20 protein-coding genes are annotated in these 16,765 nt (G+C 42.3%); 12 read left to right on the top strand and 8 right to left on the bottom strand.

What is annotated here, in order from left to right; all coding sequences use genetic code 11:
- Window positions 1-153 precede the first annotated feature (153 nt).
- Together O2Q26_RS08440 and O2Q26_RS08435 are read left to right on the top strand one after the other, a co-directional pair.
- Entirely contained in the window at window positions 154-522 is a 369-nt protein-coding gene (locus O2Q26_RS08440) for a CidA/LrgA family protein (RefSeq protein WP_289215498.1), read from the top strand.
- The gene (locus tag O2Q26_RS08435; protein WP_289215497.1) at window positions 519-1,202 is read left to right on the top strand and encodes an LrgB family protein; all 684 of its coding nucleotides are present in this window, start codon (window positions 519-521) and stop codon (window positions 1,200-1,202) included. The genes O2Q26_RS08440 and O2Q26_RS08435 overlap by 4 nt, the downstream gene beginning before the upstream one ends.
- Window positions 1,203-1,375: 173 nt before the next feature.
- On the opposite strand, the gene O2Q26_RS08430 is transcribed toward O2Q26_RS08435, so the two are convergent.
- The 3 genes from O2Q26_RS08430 to O2Q26_RS08420 form a co-directional block, all read right to left on the bottom strand.
- Window positions 1,376-1,555, bottom strand: a complete 180-nt coding sequence (locus O2Q26_RS08430) for a YjzC family protein (RefSeq protein ID WP_289215496.1) — start codon at window positions 1,553-1,555, stop codon at window positions 1,376-1,378.
- A 161-nt stretch (window positions 1,556-1,716) separates the two neighbouring features.
- Window positions 1,717-1,992 (bottom strand): DUF8108 domain-containing protein, encoded by a 276-nt coding sequence (locus tag O2Q26_RS08425; protein WP_289215495.1) that lies wholly within the window; start codon window positions 1,990-1,992, stop codon window positions 1,717-1,719.
- A 160-nt stretch (window positions 1,993-2,152) separates the two neighbouring features.
- Window positions 2,153-3,019 (bottom strand): methyl-accepting chemotaxis protein, encoded by an 867-nt coding sequence (locus tag O2Q26_RS08420; protein ID WP_289215494.1) that lies wholly within the window; start codon window positions 3,017-3,019, stop codon window positions 2,153-2,155.
- A 277-nt stretch (window positions 3,020-3,296) separates the two neighbouring features.
- Here O2Q26_RS08420 and O2Q26_RS08415 point away from each other — a divergent pair, with 277 nt between their 5' ends.
- The 3 genes from O2Q26_RS08415 (at window position 3,297) to O2Q26_RS08405 (ending at window position 5,865) form a co-directional block, all read left to right on the top strand.
- The gene (locus tag O2Q26_RS08415) at window positions 3,297-4,505 is read left to right on the top strand and encodes an MFS transporter (protein ID WP_289215493.1); all 1,209 of its coding nucleotides are present in this window, start codon (window positions 3,297-3,299) and stop codon (window positions 4,503-4,505) included.
- A 271-nt stretch (window positions 4,506-4,776) separates the two neighbouring features.
- Window positions 4,777-5,103 (top strand): PadR family transcriptional regulator, encoded by a 327-nt coding sequence (locus tag O2Q26_RS08410; RefSeq protein WP_289215492.1) that lies wholly within the window; start codon window positions 4,777-4,779, stop codon window positions 5,101-5,103.
- A 3-nt stretch (window positions 5,104-5,106) separates the two neighbouring features.
- The gene (locus tag O2Q26_RS08405) at window positions 5,107-5,865 is read left to right on the top strand and encodes an HAAS domain-containing protein (protein ID WP_289215491.1); all 759 of its coding nucleotides are present in this window, start codon (window positions 5,107-5,109) and stop codon (window positions 5,863-5,865) included.
- A 22-nt stretch (window positions 5,866-5,887) separates the two neighbouring features.
- Here O2Q26_RS08405 and O2Q26_RS08400 read toward each other — a convergent pair whose 3' ends face one another.
- On the bottom strand, window positions 5,888-6,400 hold the full coding sequence (locus O2Q26_RS08400) for a DUF3231 family protein (protein ID WP_289215490.1): 513 nt from the start codon (window positions 6,398-6,400) through the stop codon (window positions 5,888-5,890).
- Between the two features lie 209 nt (window positions 6,401-6,609).
- Between O2Q26_RS08400 and O2Q26_RS08395 the strand changes: the two genes are divergently transcribed.
- The 6 genes from O2Q26_RS08395 to O2Q26_RS08370 all read left to right on the top strand — a co-directional run bounded on the left by O2Q26_RS08395 (window position 6,610) and on the right by O2Q26_RS08370 (window position 11,530).
- Complete coding sequence (locus tag O2Q26_RS08395) at window positions 6,610-7,044, top strand: DUF2512 family protein (protein WP_289215489.1); 435 nt, start codon at window positions 6,610-6,612, stop codon at window positions 7,042-7,044.
- Window positions 7,045-7,384: 340 nt separating this feature from the next.
- The gene (locus O2Q26_RS08390) at window positions 7,385-7,684 is read left to right on the top strand and encodes a general stress protein (RefSeq protein ID WP_289215488.1); all 300 of its coding nucleotides are present in this window, start codon (window positions 7,385-7,387) and stop codon (window positions 7,682-7,684) included.
- 81 nt (window positions 7,685-7,765) lie between these two features.
- The gene (locus O2Q26_RS08385) at window positions 7,766-7,945 is read left to right on the top strand and encodes a YjzC family protein (protein ID WP_289215487.1); all 180 of its coding nucleotides are present in this window, start codon (window positions 7,766-7,768) and stop codon (window positions 7,943-7,945) included.
- Between the two features lie 187 nt (window positions 7,946-8,132).
- Entirely contained in the window at window positions 8,133-8,957 is an 825-nt protein-coding gene (locus tag O2Q26_RS08380; RefSeq protein WP_289215486.1) for a manganese catalase, read from the top strand.
- A 108-nt stretch (window positions 8,958-9,065) separates the two neighbouring features.
- Window positions 9,066-10,577, top strand: coding sequence for an FAD-dependent oxidoreductase (locus tag O2Q26_RS08375; RefSeq protein WP_289215485.1), 1,512 nt, complete (start codon window positions 9,066-9,068; stop codon window positions 10,575-10,577).
- Window positions 10,578-11,041: 464 nt separating this feature from the next.
- Window positions 11,042-11,530, top strand: coding sequence for a cupin domain-containing protein (locus tag O2Q26_RS08370; protein WP_289215484.1), 489 nt, complete (start codon window positions 11,042-11,044; stop codon window positions 11,528-11,530).
- A 474-nt stretch (window positions 11,531-12,004) separates the two neighbouring features.
- Here O2Q26_RS08370 and O2Q26_RS19045 read toward each other — a convergent pair whose 3' ends face one another.
- Entirely contained in the window at window positions 12,005-12,418 is a 414-nt protein-coding gene (locus O2Q26_RS19045) for a hypothetical protein (RefSeq protein WP_352232227.1), read from the bottom strand.
- Window positions 12,419-12,794: 376 nt separating this feature from the next.
- Here O2Q26_RS19045 and O2Q26_RS08360 point away from each other — a divergent pair, with 376 nt between their 5' ends.
- Window positions 12,795-13,046 (top strand): biotin/lipoyl attachment domain-containing protein, encoded by a 252-nt coding sequence (locus tag O2Q26_RS08360; RefSeq protein ID WP_253937296.1) that lies wholly within the window; start codon window positions 12,795-12,797, stop codon window positions 13,044-13,046.
- 93 nt (window positions 13,047-13,139) lie between these two features.
- On the opposite strand, the gene O2Q26_RS08355 is transcribed toward O2Q26_RS08360, so the two are convergent.
- From O2Q26_RS08355 to O2Q26_RS08345, 3 genes are all read right to left on the bottom strand, one after another.
- On the bottom strand, window positions 13,140-13,505 hold the full coding sequence (locus O2Q26_RS08355) for a hypothetical protein (RefSeq protein ID WP_289215483.1): 366 nt from the start codon (window positions 13,503-13,505) through the stop codon (window positions 13,140-13,142).
- Between the two features lie 371 nt (window positions 13,506-13,876).
- Complete coding sequence (locus O2Q26_RS08350; RefSeq protein WP_289215482.1) at window positions 13,877-14,356, bottom strand: divergent PAP2 family protein; 480 nt, start codon at window positions 14,354-14,356, stop codon at window positions 13,877-13,879.
- 832 nt (window positions 14,357-15,188) lie between these two features.
- Complete coding sequence (locus O2Q26_RS08345; RefSeq protein WP_289215481.1) at window positions 15,189-16,715, bottom strand: AbgT family transporter; 1,527 nt, start codon at window positions 16,713-16,715, stop codon at window positions 15,189-15,191.
- Window positions 16,716-16,765 lie beyond the last annotated feature (50 nt).

The raw sequence follows: 16,765 nt of genomic DNA, 5'->3' as shown, positions 1-16,765 counted from the left end.
CTTTATTCTTAGTCACGGAAACTTCCTAAATCATCTCGAACGGAAACAAGAAATTCTAACAGAGCTTTTTCTATACGTGAAATAACGAGAGGTGGTATCCTTAATTCAGAAGAAAAGAGGACAAACCCTCTTTGGAAAGGTATTGCGTAATCTATGAAACTAGTAAGAATCATTGTACAAATTGCTGTATTATTCATTATTTCTTTTATAGGAGAAGAGATCCAAAGTTTGTTCAACCTGCCTATTCCAGGCAGCATCATCGGCTTGATCCTTTTATTTTGCGGTTTATCATTCAACCTCTTTCCTGAAAAGTGGGTTGAGGATGGAGCTAAATTCATTCTGGCTTATCTGCCGATGTTTTTCATTCCAGCAACGGCAGGGGTCATCCAATATCCTTCCCTACTCTCCTTTAGCGGAGCCGTACTCGTAGTGGTTGTCATCATCAGTTCACTGGCAACGATGGCAGCGGCGGGCAGGGTAAGCGAGTTTTTTCAAAGGCATGATAAGGAGGGAGAGCGATGATCCAGGCGATGTTCATGGTGATTTTAACAGTCGGTATATTTCTGGTCATGGGGCGTGTGTATCGTCGCTTACCCAATCCGGTCCTCGTTCCTGTCTTGACCTCGACGGTTCTTGTGGTGGCGATTTTACTCGTATTTAATATTCCTTATGAGACCTACATGACGGGAGGACAGTGGATCGACTCCTTTTTGGGACCGGCGGTCGTCGCGCTTGCTTACCCGATGTATCGCCAGCGTCAGGTCTTAAAAGCTCATATGATGCCTGTAATATTTGGTGTCTTGGCGGGGTTGTGCACAGCTCTCGGCAGTGGATTGTTATTCGCGAGGATGTTTGGCGTGGACCGGGCAAGTATCTTATCAATGGTCCCGAAGTCGCTGACGACGCCTGTAGCTATTCCTGTTTCCAGTGAAATTGGTGGAATTCCATCTATGACGATCGTCTTTACGATGGTAGCTGGTTTTACTGGCATTATTTTCGGTCCTCTTCTGGTGAAATCGTTTCGGATTAAAAGTTCGTTAGGTAGAGGGATAGCTTTCGGCAGTGCCTCTCATGCTCTTGGAACCTCCAAAGCTTTTGAATACGGAGAGCGGACTGCTTCCATGAGCTCCGTTTCAATGAGTCTGACGGCGATTTTCGGCTCTGTGCTCGGACCGTTGTTTGTATGGTTGTTCCACATTTGAATAGGAATTAATAAAGATGATCTTCGGGCAGTTGATGCCGGAAGATCGTCTTTTTTTATGGTCTTTGCAACTTACACTTCAGTCCTTGAAGGAACACATCACTGCATAAAAAAACAGCACTCCATATTGAGGTATGGAGTACTGTCTATACTATTCTTTATTGGGGTACTATTTTAAGCTTTTACCCAATACGCTGCTTCATTTTTAGACGGAGATGGCGGGAATTGTTCCCCTTTTTCAAGCTTGATCTCCGTGTTGTCCTGGCTTGCAGGACCGCCGCTCACTAAAGTACTTACTTTATACTTACCGCTCTCTGGTGCTTTTTCGCCTGTCTTAAATTTGTTATCTGCCATTTTGCTACACCTCCAAAATATTTTAGAAAGGCTATTTATCGATCGAACCATTCACCTTTCCATATTTTAGATATAGCCGTATCTCATAAAGTTAAACATAAAAACAAAAAAATGGTTTATTTGTAATATAAATGTAAAGGGCAGCGCTTTGAGCGGGGCATTCATCCCTCTTCTTTTTCCACCAGTTTAATAAGAACTTTCTCTCCGCTGTAACGCTTATACAAAGCGTAAAGCAGATTCCCAACACCGAACGTCCACCAAAGAGAAAGTAAAGCTGCGATGATGTGACCGCCCGCTGATCCCCATCCGCCGTGCTGTCTGATTCTGACTGAATTTTCGCCCCGGGATAAAATTTGGTAGCCCATGGTAATGTAGTCATCCGTTACGTTTTCCATTTCCTTTATGGAGCCGACTCTTCTAATTCGATCTAATGCCATTTCAATTCCTCCCTTAGTATCGTCCACAGTCCTGAGGTCGTAATAATAAAGTATACAAAGGGTTGTACGTTTCTATGCATTTGTAAAGGAAGGAATGACAAAAATCCCGGCCCTGCAGATTGCTATGGGACCGGGAAGGAATTGTTTCACGTGAAACAATCTATAATAGTTCAGATGCGTATTTATTCAGTTCTTTACTTTTCTTTTCTATTTCATCAATGAATACAGAAATCTCATCTGTGGAAGAGGCTTGTTCTTCGCCGACTGCCACGATTTTCTCTATAGATGTAGAGATTTCATCCATGGATTTACGAATATTAATAAGCGTCGTGCTGATTTTCTCCGTCGACGTGACGGTTTCATTGGACAGCTTCCTAATTTCATCCGCTACGACGCCGAACCCCCGTCCGAGGTCACCGGCTCGAGCCGCTTCAATAGAGGCGTTTAATCCTAATAAATTAGTCTGATCGGCTATTCGTTTGATGAACTTTAAAACGTCGTCGGTGTTTCTCACTTCTTCCGTTGCTTTTTGAGACTGGATGAGCAGTGTGCTGCTGGCTTCAGATAACCCTTCAGCTCCCTCAGCGACACTTGATACCCCTTCGTTCGCCTGGCTAAGGGAGCTGACGATCTGTTCAGAAATCTCCAAAAGTTTTTTCTCGTTTTGCTCCTGAAGCTGAATCGCGATCGCTCCGATTACTTTATTTCCTTCATAAATAGGGGTTGCTAATCCTGTAAATGGAAAACCAAAAAATTCTGCATCCACCTCCGTGCGAATGACTTTCCTCTTATGGATGCAGTCAGCTAATGGCTCTTTCGGATTGATTTTGTGGCCGGGTTTTACATGTAAATCAATTTTTTTGCCAGGGTAATAGGCGATCCATTCTTCTCGGTTCGTAATGCCGATCGCTAAGTCAGGAAGCATCGAATGAATGATAGGGACAGTTTGGGTGAATGCATGTAAAAGGCTGGATTCGTTTGTGGGACTCTCATTTGGAAAAGAAACTATCGTATTTTTTGTAGTCATATAGTACCCCTTATGTATTTTTTGTTATAATCATATTTTCGTTATGCAAACCAATAAGTTAGCTAATTATGGTAAAGTGAAATCATTCATGTAACTATTTTTCTGTAAATGAACCGGAAATTATAGATTTTCATTTTTACTGCCCACGACAGGTCCATATGTTCAGCAGTTAAGATATCCATTGGGAATAGTAGACAAGGAGGTCGATCATATATGTAAGTACTGCTCATTTTCATCGATTTGTTTAATTTTAAATTGATAAAAAGGAGCAGTAAAAATGAAAAATCATTCTTTTCGGTTGTTATGGGCTGGTCAAGGGTTGGCCAATATGGGAGATGTCTTCTATATTGTCGGCCTGGTCTCTATTCTGTATTCGATGTCAGAATCCGTGCTTTACTTAACGTTGCTTCCTTTTGTAAATACGTTTGGAAGGTTCATCAGCGGACTGCTTTCACCGATTGTATTCAACAAATATCCCCTGCAGCCATTATTGTCCTATTCTCAGTTGGGGAAGACGATGGTATTGCTGGGTCTGGCTTGTTGGATGTTGGCCGATCCTTACCCTTCTATTATCGGCCTTCTGTTGTTTATCTTTACCCTTGCTTTTTTCGATGGTTGGGCGATGCCGGCCAGCCGTGCCATGATTCCAAGATTGGTCGGACCGGCTGACATCGTAAAAGCGAACGGATTCCTTTCTATTGTCAGTCAGACGATTCAATTAGGCGGATGGGCATTAGGAGGAATTGTCGTTGCGGTAGTCGGAGGGTTAAACGTGCTCTGGCTTACGTTGTTTTTGTTCGTGCTCTCGACTGTTATGATGTTTTTAATAAATGATGAAGCCAATAATCACATTGAAAAATCTGCTGAACGAATAGGAAAAGTGTTAAAAGAAGGTTGGGCGGAGATCTGGGGAAATCGACTGTTTAGAAATATTCACGTGGCCATTTTTCTCGAAGCTATGGCAGGTGTCGTTTGGATTGCAGCGATTATTTACGTGTATGTGGCAGAAGTGCTGCACAAAGGGGAAGCGTGGTGGGGGTATATCAATACTTCCTTTTTCCTTGGTTTGTTATTAGGCGGGCTGATCTGCACTAAGTTTGCACAGATCATTGAACTTAACTTGAAAAAAATCATGCTCTTTGGATCTGTAGGTGTCAGTGTACTTACGTTATGGTTTGGATTGAATTCAACTGCCTGGCTTGCTTTAGGTATTTCAATAGTTTTCGGTTTTGTGGAGCAGATTAAATCGATTACCTTTGAAACTTTTCTGCAAAAAGAAACGGCAAGCGAGATGCTGCCGAAAATATATGGGGCACAGGAATCGTTGACTGCCTTGACCTTTGGGCTTTCTTCACTCATGTTCGGTGCGATTGCCGAACGATTCGGGGTCCAATCTGCGTTTGTGACAGCAGGTCTGCTTCTCGCTGCAGGCGCATTGTATCTTATAAGGGAAAGACACCATTTTCCTGACCAATACTCAACTTAAGTAAGCAGGCTGCCCCACAAATAGGGCAGTCGCTTGCTTTTTAATGAAAAGTCTCGTCTGCCTGGTTTCTAAAAGGTAGTACAATGCCAACCCTGTTAATACTGATTCATGTTGAAGTGGAGAAGAACATTTCGTACCTGCTCCTAAAAAGCACTTGCCTTCTTTATAACCGTTTGCTATTCTTAAACTAACTTGTAATACAAAGTAGTTATTTTTTTAATCATCTATCTTGTAAAACAATATAGTCAATTAGATAAAAGGAGAGGGTGGCTTGTCTTCGAGTCAGATTCTAAAGGGGATTTTAGAAGGATGTCTCTTATCCATCATTGGAAAAGGGGAAACCTATGGGTATGAAATGATTGAAAAGCTGAACGATTATGGATTTTCAATGGTAAAAGAGGGGAGTATTTATCCATTATTACTCCGAATGAAAAAAGAGGGGCTTGTGGCGACACATCAGAAACCACTTCCTTCAGGAGGACCGAAGCGGAAGTATTATACGTTAACAGAAACAGGAGAAAAAGAATTAATCGAATTCAAGCAAAGGTGGGACGCGGTTTCAAAAAGCGTAGACCGCTTGCTGGAAGAGGAGGGATAAGCAATGATTTTATCTAAAGAAAGTCAGGATTTCTTAGAAAACCTCAGACTATACTTAGTTTCCAGTGGAAAAAATGAAAGCGAATCTGAAGAAATTATAAGTGAGCTTGAAGACCATTTGTACGAAGCCGAGAAGTCAGGGAAAAACGTCGAGGATATCGTAGGACGATCGCCAAAGGATTATATGGAACAAGTAGCGAGTGAAATGACGTTTGATCGTAAGGGAATAATGAAATACGGCGGCATCATCATCGTATTAGCCTTCTCGTATCTATTATTAGGGGACGCCGTAAGAGGCGGGATTGAGTTATCTTTGTTGGAGGCTTTAGGGTATCCGTTGATTTTCATAAGCTTCACGTTATTGACGGCTGGCTTATTTCGTCATCTCGCAAGTTCTAAGAAGAACAAAACAAAAGAATGGACGCTTATTGGAATTGTCGGAATGACCCCGATTTTATTATTTCTTGGGCTCATCTATTTAAATAAAGTAATTGTAACGCCTTCCGTAACGTTCAGCTTTGCCGCTAATGTTATAGCAGTTATCGCAACGATTACCGTATTCGTCATTACGGCACTCTGGATTAAATCACTGGTGACGATTATGATCCCTGCTCTTCTATATTTGCCTGAGGTTCTATTAGGTTTTACGAATTACGGTGAGGAAACCCAACTTCTTGCTTCAACAATTATCATGTTCGGCGGTCTGTTCATTTACTTGCTGTTGATGGGCAGAAAAGATGTAAATAAAACCGGGGCTTTATAAAAGCACCCGGTTGAATGGACGATTAATTTGTAACTGGAACTTTAGTATGCTGGGGTGGCAGAATGAGCCAACCTTTTTCTTTGTTTAAGCGAAGGGCTTTGGCTCCAAGCTGAGCTTTATTCATGTGGTATTGTCCAAAAAGCGCGGCAATGTCCTCACGAGTTGACTGACCGATTATGGCACTGCATGCTACCAGGCTTTGTGCTATTTTTGCACTAAGGGCTGCACTGATCTCAGGGTCGTTAACACGTGCCCCTACAGGGATTTCTTCTAGATTTGCTAATGAACGCTCTGGGGGAGCAGGTGGAAGAGCAATTCCATTTGTCTTTAAAATCTCTTCTACAGGCTCTAGTTCCTGCTTAATTCCTCGAGTTGCTTCTTCAAGCAATTGTTTTAATTCCTTGTCTCCAGTATGGTTCATTAATGTTTGAACCATAGCATAATCAGCTTTTGCTGTTGCTGCATAAGACCACAGTCCAAAAACTTCTCCGTAATGCATAGGTTCTTTATTTTGACTTCCTGATAAAATTCCCATTCCATTCACTCCTTTTAAATCATCCAACCCTCTTATTATTACTTAGCTTACGTAAACTATACGATGACTTCGAAGGGTAATTTTTCTAAAATAATGCCCTGTAAAAACTTCGAATTGAATTCATATATGACTTTTACCAAAGGTCGGTTCAATTAAGACGTATAAGAGTGGCCTAGAGACAAATGATAGGCGTAAAAGAGGTGTTGATTTTGGAACATGGAAAATTGATCGCGTCTAAATTGATATTTGCTTCAGCGTGGCTGTTTCTCATTCTTGGTATCGGATATGATTTGTCTTTTGCGAACGTCTTGTTCATCAGTATAGTGTTGACGGCAGTTTCCTATATAGTAGGGGATAGAATCATCCTTCCTCGAGTAAACAGCACAGTTGCTTCTCTTTTTGACTTTGCTATAGCATTCTTAGTCATTTATTTAATTCTGAATGCTTCAACGGTGGACGGAGGTTTGTGGTCAGCTTCACTTTACTCGGCGATCGGGATTGGGATTTATGAATTTGTATTTAACCAATACGTCCGATCTTCAGGAAACGAAGAGGAAACAGAACGTGAAAGAATTGAGGATCTGGATTTACGTACAGAATCTGCAGATGAACTTGCCCCCTATCATTCAGATGAAGACAAATAAAATCACACCCTCACGCAGGGTGTGATTTTATTTATATAGGAGAAACAGTCAATTAAGACTAATTGGATATAGGATATATGTTCTAAAAACTATATTTATATAGTAAAAATATAGCGTTGATTCCTTGTATTACATCCTTTTTCATTTCCATCGTAAAAAAAATAAAACGTGAATTTGGATTAAATTTACAGATAATTGGACCTATCTGATGTTACATAAACATGAAAATTGTTTCAAAAATATTACAGTAAAATTATTCCTGGATAATAAAGGTTTTAAAACCATAAAAAGAGAGAACTTCTATAAACGTAATCACAAAAAATCACAAAAACAAAGGAGGGTGATCGAAATAGCTAACAATAATCAAAACCAGAATCAAGGCAATATGAGCAGAGAAGAAGCAGGACGTAAAGGCGGAGAAAAGACGAGCAGGAAATACGATCACGAGCATTTTGAGAACATCGGCCAAAAAGGCGGCGAAACAACAAGCCAGGAATATGACCAGGATCACTTTGAGAACATCGGTCAAAAGGGTGGAGAAACAACGAGCAAGAAGTATGGCGAAGAGCATTATGAGAAGATTGGAAGTAAAGGCGGCCGCACTTCAGGAAAAGGGTCCAATAATAACTCCAATTCCTGATTGCAGCCGAGGGTTGAATAACTAAAAGTTTGTTCAGTAAAAACAAACAATTATCCTAAATTATAATGGAGGTTTTTAACAATGGCAAAGAAGCAATTCAAAACTGGTGAAAAAGCTCCGGAAACAGGAAAGTATAAAGTAGATGAATTAGTGAACGGTAAAAGAAGCCAGGAGAAAACGGAAATTAATTTAAATGAAGGCGACCAATTCCCGCCATCTCCATCTGAAAGTGAAGCAGCTTACTGGGTTAAATCTTCTTAATGACTATGTGCGCCCCCTTCAGGATTTATGAAAGCTGAAGGGGGACTTTTTTATAAAACAAACTTTCGAAAATTATATAAATATAATTTAAACGGAAGAATTGATTTTTGGTAGTTGGGAAAGTAAAGAGCAAACCAATCTTCCCTCACTTTACATAGGGAAATTATTTTAAAAAGGTGGTAAGCGAATGTTTTTTCACAGAAAAGAGCTTCAGTACCATGCTAAACCTGAAAGACCAGATCCTGTTTATGCCAAGCAGCTGCAGGAGATTTTAGGCGGACAGTTTGGTGAAATTTCGGTCGCTATGCAGTACTTATTTCAAGGTTGGAACGCCAGAGGCGACGAACGGTACAAAGATCTTATTATGGACACCGGTACAGAAGAGCTGGGGCATATTGAAATGATCTCTACGATGATTGCCCGTTTGTTAGATGACGCTCCAGTTAATGAACAGGAGAAAGCAGCGCAAGATCCAGTGATTGGGGCCATTATGGGAGGCATGAACCCTCATCATGCTATCGTTTCAGGGTTAGGGGCAATGCCGGAAAACAGTACGGGTGTGCCCTGGAGTGCAGGGTACATTGTAGCAAGTGGAAACTTAATTACAGACCTTAGAGCCAACTTGAATGCAGAGTCTCAAGGAAGGTTGCAGGTGGCCCGTTTATACGAGATGACAGACGACCAGGGAGTAAAGGAAATGCTTTCTTTCCTTCTTGCACGTGATACGATGCACCAGAATCAATGGATAGCGGCATTGAAGGAGTTGGAGGAAGAGCATGGCACAACGGTTCCAGGTACGGTTCCTAAAGAATGGGAAGCCACTGACTTTTCATACGATCTCATTAATTTTTCAGAAGGTGAAGAGAGCACGAAGGGCAGCTGGACTTCTGGTACAACACCTGATGGAGCAGGAGAATTCGGTTATGTGAAATCACCTAAAGCTCATGGCGGTAGACAGGAATTGAAGCCTGCTCCCAGTTATATGCATGGTACACCTCCGACGAAAGACTAAGGATACGGGGTACTTTAGCTGTAAGAGTCTCAGAACACAGTGTGGCCTTTCACGCTGTGTTCTTTATTGTTGCAGTATTGATGGAAGTACAAAAAGGAGGTCATTTCATTGAATACAAAGCCAAACTCACTTTGGAGAGACGTTGAACTTGAATCATTCCCTGGTTTATCGAAAGACTTGAACACAGAGGTAACCGTGGTTGGGACAGGAATAACCGGGATTACGACGGCCTATTTTCTAGTAGAGAAAGGGTATAATGTCGTCTTATTGGAAGCCGGCCGCATCATCGAAGGGACCACAGGCTATACCACCGCAAAAATTACTTCGCAGCACGGGTTGATTTATGACACGCTCATTCAAACGATGGGGGAAGAAAAGGCGAAGCTTTACTATCAAGCGAACGAAGAAGCACTTAGCTGTATTGATGATATTAGAAAAAAAGAGCAAATCGACTGTGATTTTTCTTACCAGGATGCCTACATCTATGGGAACTCTAAGGAAGCCAACCGCAAGATAGAAAAAGAAGCTGAAGCTTATAAGCGTTTAGGTATAGATGGAGGGCTGGCGGAAGTGACTGAATTACCCTACTCTGTTTCTTCAGCTGTTAAAATTAATCATCAAGCCCAGTTCCATCCGGTGAAATATCTGGCATCAATGATCCAACGTCTCCAAGAAAAAAACACACCGATATTTGAGAACACGCGAGCCGCAAAACTAGTGGAGGGAGATCGTCCCGAAGTGGTGACGAGAGAAGGAAATACGGTGACGTCAGACCATGTCGTCATGGCCACCCACTTTCCTTTTGCAGATTTTAAGGGATTGTATTTTTCTCGACTGCATGTCGAGCGTTCCTATTCCATTGCGGTCCGCTCCGCTGAAAACGTCCCCGATGGGATGTACTTGAGCGCAGAAGAACCGAAAAAATCGCTGCGTCATTTTGTAACGGAAGATGGGGAGAAGCTTCTGCTTGTTGGAGGAGAAGGCCACCCGTCGGGACAAAAAGAAAACACGGAAGAATCCTACGAGAATCTAGCGGTTTATGCGAAGGAGCAGTTCGGATCTGAGGATGTCTCTTACCATTGGTCCTCACAGGATTTGATTACGCTGGACATGGTTCCTTATATAGGGCCGGTTACGAAGAACAACAGCAATATCCACATAGCGGCCGGATTTGCTAAGTGGGGGATGACCAACGGAACTATCGCAGCAAAGGTGATCAGTGATCTGATCGCAGGAAAAGATAATCCCTATATTGAGCTTTTTTCACCATCTCGCGATTTAGGAAAACAACACGTGAAAAGTTTCTTAAAGGAAAACATGGATGTAGGTAAAGAATTTGTAAAAGGCAAACTGGACAGGAAAAATATAAAGCCGGAAGATCTCGCAAAGGACGAAGGTTCAGTGGTACGTATTAATGGAAAAAGAGCCGGAGCTTACAAAGATGAACACGGTTCTATAAGTATCGTGGACACGACGTGTACGCATATGGGCTGCGAATTAAATTGGAATAATGGAGATAGGTCATGGGACTGTCCCTGCCACGGTTCCAGATTTACCGTTGAGGGCGAAGTCATCGAAGGACCGGCGACCAAACCGCTCAGTAAATTATCCGATAAATAACATAAACGCAGCTTCATATAACCCGCCCTGATCTTCTCAGGGCGGATTAATACATGAGTTTTTCGCCTGTCATCTTTAAGAGTGTCCGCGCTATTGTAATAAAGTCTTTATGTTTTCAGTCATAAACCATAAAAGACCAACTCCTATGATAACTGAACTCCACGTAACGGATTTTATCACTCTTTTTTTTCTCTCGTTAGACATTTTATTTGATCCCAAATGAACAGCCGTACCAATGAAAGCTAAAAGAATAGCAGCTACAATAACCCATGCCACCTTTATTGGCTCCTTTCATCTTACAGGATGTGTGACAGTTGCTAATGATTGCGGGATTTAATTACAATAAATCCCATTTTAATTTTAACAAATTATTCGTGAATTAAAAGCAATCCCAACTTTTATGATCATGAGTTTTTCATATATAATGACCCTACATACTTAAATGCGAAAGAGAGCGGATAGAAATGGACGCACAAAATTTTATCGATCAGCTGCAATTAGAACCACACCCGGAAGGAGGGTACTATAAACCGACGTACGCTTCAGAGAAGGTCGAACGTTTTGCTCAAGGAGATCGGAGTTTGTATACGAGTATTTATTTTCTCCTTCGTTCAGGCGAAGTATCTCATTTCCATAGACTGCAGTCGGATGAGCTATGGTATTTTCACGCTGGGAGTTCATTGACCATCCATATGATTTATCCTGATGGGAAATATGAAGAAGTGAAGCTTGGCCTGCATGTCGACAAAGGGGAAGTCCCCCAGTTTGTAGTGCCGAGACATACGATATTCGGCTCCTCGGTTCAAGAGGAGGATACTTTTTCACTCGTAGGCTGCATGGTATCGCCTGGCTTCGATTTCGAGGATTTTGAATTGTTTTCGCAGGATGAGCTGGTCAAAGAGTATCCACAGCACGAAGAAATCATTAGAAAAATGACTTATTTGCAGAAATAAAGGCTGTATTCAACTTCAGTGTTGATATGCATAAAAGCGCCCTTATATTGAAGGCTTAGCTTTCGGGATGTTCGGGATGTTTCCGTTATCAATGGCAGTGATTAGAGCTTCGGGAAATAACTCGCTTTCCGTGGAGCGCGTTGAGCTTTCTCGGACGTCCCGTCCTGCGGGATCTCACCAAGCACTCTTTCCCACAGGAGTCTCGCCAGTTCCCCCACAGGAAAGCGAGTAGCTTCTCAACCAACCCTGCTGACTGTCTATCTGGCAACGATCCCTGGTTATCTTGCAATCAAATCCTTCACAATCCTGCCATTTCATTGAATAATTTTCTTTTAGAGAATCATCAACGAAGTTTAACGTAGCTAAAATAAAAAGGAAAAGCTCACCTGCTGGATAAGGGGAACTTTTCCTATCTATTTTTATAAAGAGTCATATGAACATATTATGAGCTAATGTTAATCCGTGCCCTGCTTGCTACATATTCATCATCTTGCTTTGCTGAAGCAGCTTTGATTCCCCTTTTTCCCAAAGTTCCACCTGTTCTATTGCTTCCTCCGGCTCAAAGCCTTGCCCGACTAAAACCCCAGATAAAATGAATTCTTGAAATAAGTGCGTAAGGTTGATCCCTTCTTCTACTTCTTCAAGAGCTCTGTCCACTAAAGGCTGAATGTATTCGACCCATTGATCGGGAAGGCTCATTTGCTCTCTTTCAATTGTATTCTGTCCCATACAGCCGTGCACACAATTCTGCCATGCGGCTGTGCCGGGTTGAAAGCCTAATCTGGCACAGCGATCCCTGCAGGCTTCCCATGTCTGGTCGTTCGGCATAATCGTCGGGTTATAGTATTGCGTGTACTGTTGATTTTGCGGGTGGTAATATCCATACATATTGCACCTCTCCTTATTGTTTAAAGTTCCATCATTAGTGTATGGGCAATTAGACGATTCGGTGATTTTTAACTGCAGAATCATTCATAAAGGGAAACAATTAAACTCTCTTCCAGAAAATAAAGGTGTTAATATCCTGAAAAATTCATCATGAGAATTTAAGAAGTTTATTGTAAAAAATTAACCCTTGATTTCTAATGTCCGACGGGGTTAAAATTCTCTGAAGAAACTGATTACTGTACAAAAAAATTCACTCAATGGTCATGGCTTGGCCGACCATTGAATATAGTAAGTTTACCGGAACGCAGTTTAAGAATAAAAAGAGGATGCCTGGTTTATTTGCATACTCCAGGAACACGACCAAAGGAGAGGAATCATGAAAGAAGTACTTGAAAAAGTGTACAGTCCTTGCTATGGCTCCATTAAGGAAGTTTTAGTCGATCAACAAGCTTATGTATATGAGTGGGAGCCGCTATTCTTAATTGAAACAGAAGATCAGCAAGTCATTGAAGTTTCTATCGGCGTAAGCGGAATTATTGAAGCGGTGGATACTTGCCCAGGCCAAGAAGTGACCCCGGAATCTGTATTGACCATTTTAAAAGATGATTTGCAAATCGGAAGTGATTGATAGATATAGCGTGGAACAAAACCCTTTATTACGGCTTTTAGCGGGCTTATATAAAGGGTTTTTATTTTCTTCAGAAGATGTCCTGAAAAATAATTACTCCTCATCTATAATAGGAAGCTCACTCTCTATAACAACCTTACTGACGGTAATCGCAAGGTTGTCGTCCGTAATATTAACAGCAGGGTCCAGCCATAATTCCACCTCTTGATGGGCATCTAAATTGTCCGGCGAAATCTCTTGGCCGTCCTCATCTTCGACAACAGCCTCCTCTGCAAGACTAACTCGGCATGGAATCAGCACTTCTCTGCCGTCATCATAAATTTGAGGGGTACAGTTGACTAAAAAGGTGTCTCCCTCGATCTGATCAATGAAGGTGTTAAACGATTCTGTTTTTTCAACACCAGTATCGCTGCATGCGGCTATTAGAGAGAGGAGCAGAAACAAGAGAAAAATTTTCATTTTACGGCGCCCCTTTTTCATAAATATATGTGTCAGGACTCGTCAAAATATCTTTTTTCATTGTCCTTCTAAAACTTCCCTCCAATGAACACGCCGAGTGCAGGATATATGCTATAGAAGGGCGGAGGGAATGGGAAGACTCCTGTGGAAAGAGAGTGCTAAGTGAAACCCCGCAGGACGGGACGTCCGAGGAGGCTCACCGCGCTCCCACGGAAAGCGAGCCATTCCCCGCCGCCCTGATTCACTCAACAAATGTCTCGACACTGAGTATCCAACAATCCTTCTATATTGTTGAATAATGCTCTTATGAACATCAACAACCACCTTTAACATAGCCTATAAAAAAATAAACCTGACGCTCATAGAGAGAATCAGGCTTCTATTTGATCTTGTTTTCGGTCTTCAAGCCTTGCTGACGCCAGGCCGTAAAAAATTCCAAAAAGCGCCCCTACCAGTACCTCCAGCGGCTGGTGTCCGAGCAGCTCTTTCAGCTCTTTTTCACGTTTCACAAATTCTAAGCTTGGAAAATCGCCGGATATTGTTTCGATATTATCCTCAAGATCATTGACCAGGCGGGCGATTTCTCCTGTATGTCTCCTTACACCCTGGGCATCATACATGACGATCGAACCGAAGACGACAGCTATAGATGTTTCGATATGTCTCGTCCCGCGATTAGCGGCTACGTAGCTTGCCAGTGAGGCTACGCCTGCTGAGTGGGAGCTTGGCATGCCGCCGGTTTGCAGGATTGGTTTCAGCGACCATTTCCCGGATACTTTTTTATGTGTCAAAATTTTCAAACCCTGTGCGAGTGCGATGGCTGATATGGATGTCAGAATTCCGCGGTTCATACTAGTTCCCTCCGTTTTATCTCTTTTATAATCTCCTTTTTGTTTGATACCCTTCTCTCAATATTTTATTCAATATATATTCAATTTCTAATAAGAACGGACTTCTATTCATGAGAGAGGTATTCAATTATATGGAGGTATTGTGGTGGATTTGTTTTCGAGATAAACGGGATTCGTTGCCTTATGAAGAGTCCGGGGTGGTTGGGAACTACTCGCTTTCCTGTGGGGGAAGTGGCGAGCTTCCTCGGGCTTACAGCCCTGTGGGATCTCGCCTACATCCTTCTCCCACGGGAGTCTCGCAGCTTCCCAACCACCCCGCGGTATGAGATGAACGAACCCCCTAGCTATGGAATAGAAAAGACCTTTGGACTCACTTCTAAGCTGAGTTTTCCGGCTATAGTGCTTAGCGACCAATGAGGCTAGTAAACACCGCATCACTTTGTTCTTCGAATTTCTTTTTTCTCCATCAGCGCAATTCTTAGAAATCATAAACGTCCTTCATAAACTTAGGTATAATCTACAACTTTTTTTAGAAGGAGTCTGATATTAAACTTTTATCATGGCTATTTTAAGGGTTCAGCATTCTACAATAGAAGTTTCGTTTCACTAATCTTCGCAAAAAGCTCCGGGAAATTGCGAGACTCCTGTGGGAAGAGAGTGCTTGGTGAGTCCCCGGAGAGCGTCAGCTCGAGGAGGGCTCACTGCGCTCCCACGGAAAGCGAGTTATTTCCCGGAGCTCCAAACGCTGTCAAACATAACGAAAACAGTCTGAACACATAAAAACCAAACAAAAAATACGAGCCTCTCAAAGAGACTCGTATTTTTATAAGAATTAGTTGATATACATATCTACTCCGGGTCCAAAAGGAATGCCGAAGATTGCGAAAACAAGAAGCAGCACAATCCAGATGGCGAAGAAGATAATGCTGTATGGAAGCATTAATGAAATTAACGTTCCAAGACCAGCCTTCTTATTGTATTCTCTCATAAAGGCGAGAACGACAATGATATATGGGTTCATCGGCGTAATAATGTTCGTCGATGAGTCAGCAATACGATAAGCAACCTGGATGAACGCAGGGTGATAGTCTAAATAATAGAACATTTGTAGGAAGATCGGTGCTTCCAAAGCCCACTGCGCGGATCCACTGAAAATCAACAAGTTCATGAAAGCCGTCAATATGGAGAAACCAACGACGATCGGAAGCCCTGTCATATTCATAGCTTCCAGCGTATTCGCTCCGCTTACCGCTACCCAAGTTCCAATGTTTGTCCAATCAAAGTAAGCGATAAATTGAGCGGCAGCAAAGATCAATACGATAAATCCTGACATATCCTTCATAGCATTGCCCATGTAGCCGGAAATGTCATTCGTAGATTCGATCTTTTTCACTGTAACCCCGTAGGCAACACCAATGGCAATGAAGAAGAACAAGATGATCGGAACAATACCATCTAAGAACGGCGAAGGCACTAGACCGCCTTCTTCACTTCTTAGCGCGGAATCCGGCCAAGCAATGGCTGCAATTAGTACAGCAAGGAAAATTGCTCCGGTAATGATAGCATTGCGGAAACCTTTTTTCTCAAGCTCTGTCACTTGTTCAAGCTCACTTCCACCTTCACCTTCATACTTTCCGAGGCGAGGTTCGATGATTTTTTCAGTGATGAGTGCACCCGTAATAGATAATACGACAACGGAAGCGATCATGAAATACCAGTTATCAACTGGAGTAACTACAATGCTGGAATCTAACCCTTCCATAACTTCAGTAGAAATACCTGATAGCAGTGCGTCCGTTCCTGTAATGATAAAGTTTGCGGTAAAACCAGAACCTACACCAGCGAACCCTGCAGCCAGACCGGCGAGCGGGTGACGTCCGATCGTGTAGAACACCATGGCAGCCAAAGGAGGGACGATTACGAAAGCAGCATCTGAAGCCAGGTTCCCCATGATCCCTACCATGATAATTGCGTAAGTGACTAACGATTTAGGTGCTTTTAAAATCGTGCTTTTAATAGCTGTTTCTAGTAGACCGACTTTATCGGCAAGTCCGATACCTAACATCATAGCAAGTACTAGACCAAGCGGGGCAAAGCCGGTAAAGTTATCGAGCATGGACGTTAAAATGTATTCCAATCCTTCTCCTGAGACAAGGCTCTTAATCGCAACTTCTTCACCTGTACCTGGCTCTTCAACCGATACGCCGAATAACGATACCACCCATGAAAACAGGATCGTGAACACAGCGAGGTAAACGAATAGCATGAACGGCTCTGGCAGTTTATTCCCGAGTTTCTCAATTCCATTTAAAAATCTCGTCATTCCCTTGTTGCTTTTTTCTTCAGTCGTCTTACTCATGTCTTTCACCCTTCCTTCTGATTTTGGAAAATTTCCTTTAATCTTCCGTT

The sequence above is a fragment of the Halobacillus campisalis genome (genome assembly GCF_030345335.1).
Classification (GTDB): Bacteria; Bacillota; Bacilli; order Bacillales; family Halobacillaceae; genus Halobacillus_A; species Halobacillus_A campisalis.
The sequence above is the reverse complement of the archived record's forward strand: the minus strand, read 5'-3'. Positions and strand labels throughout refer to the sequence as shown.

Coding starts and splice junctions, on each gene's coding strand:
- O2Q26_RS08415 (WP_289215493.1), top strand. CDS start 3,297: ATGAAAAATCATTCTTTTCGGTTGTTATGGGCTGGTCAAGGGTTGGCC.
- O2Q26_RS08400 (WP_289215490.1), bottom strand. CDS start 6,400: ATGGGAATTTTATCAGGAAGTCAAAATAAAGAACCTATGCATTACGGA.
- O2Q26_RS08425 (WP_289215495.1), bottom strand. CDS start 1,992: ATGGCATTAGATCGAATTAGAAGAGTCGGCTCCATAAAGGAAATGGAA.
- O2Q26_RS08430 (WP_289215496.1), bottom strand. CDS start 1,555: ATGGCAGATAACAAATTTAAGACAGGCGAAAAAGCACCAGAGAGCGGT.
- O2Q26_RS08360 (WP_253937296.1), top strand. CDS start 12,795: ATGAAAGAAGTACTTGAAAAAGTGTACAGTCCTTGCTATGGCTCCATT.
- O2Q26_RS08380 (WP_289215486.1), top strand. CDS start 8,133: ATGTTTTTTCACAGAAAAGAGCTTCAGTACCATGCTAAACCTGAAAGA.
- O2Q26_RS08385 (WP_289215487.1), top strand. CDS start 7,766: ATGGCAAAGAAGCAATTCAAAACTGGTGAAAAAGCTCCGGAAACAGGA.
- O2Q26_RS08345 (WP_289215481.1), bottom strand. CDS start 16,715: ATGAGTAAGACGACTGAAGAAAAAAGCAACAAGGGAATGACGAGATTT.
- O2Q26_RS08350 (WP_289215482.1), bottom strand. CDS start 14,356: ATGAACCGCGGAATTCTGACATCCATATCAGCCATCGCACTCGCACAG.
- O2Q26_RS08355 (WP_289215483.1), bottom strand. CDS start 13,505: ATGAAAATTTTTCTCTTGTTTCTGCTCCTCTCTCTAATAGCCGCATGC.
- O2Q26_RS08420 (WP_289215494.1), bottom strand. CDS start 3,019: ATGACTACAAAAAATACGATAGTTTCTTTTCCAAATGAGAGTCCCACA.
- O2Q26_RS08435 (WP_289215497.1), top strand. CDS start 519: ATGATCCAGGCGATGTTCATGGTGATTTTAACAGTCGGTATATTTCTG.
- O2Q26_RS08370 (WP_289215484.1), top strand. CDS start 11,042: ATGGACGCACAAAATTTTATCGATCAGCTGCAATTAGAACCACACCCG.
- O2Q26_RS08440 (WP_289215498.1), top strand. CDS start 154: ATGAAACTAGTAAGAATCATTGTACAAATTGCTGTATTATTCATTATT.
- O2Q26_RS19045 (WP_352232227.1), bottom strand. CDS start 12,418: ATGTATGGATATTACCACCCGCAAAATCAACAGTACACGCAATACTAT.
- O2Q26_RS08405 (WP_289215491.1), top strand. CDS start 5,107: ATGATTTTATCTAAAGAAAGTCAGGATTTCTTAGAAAACCTCAGACTA.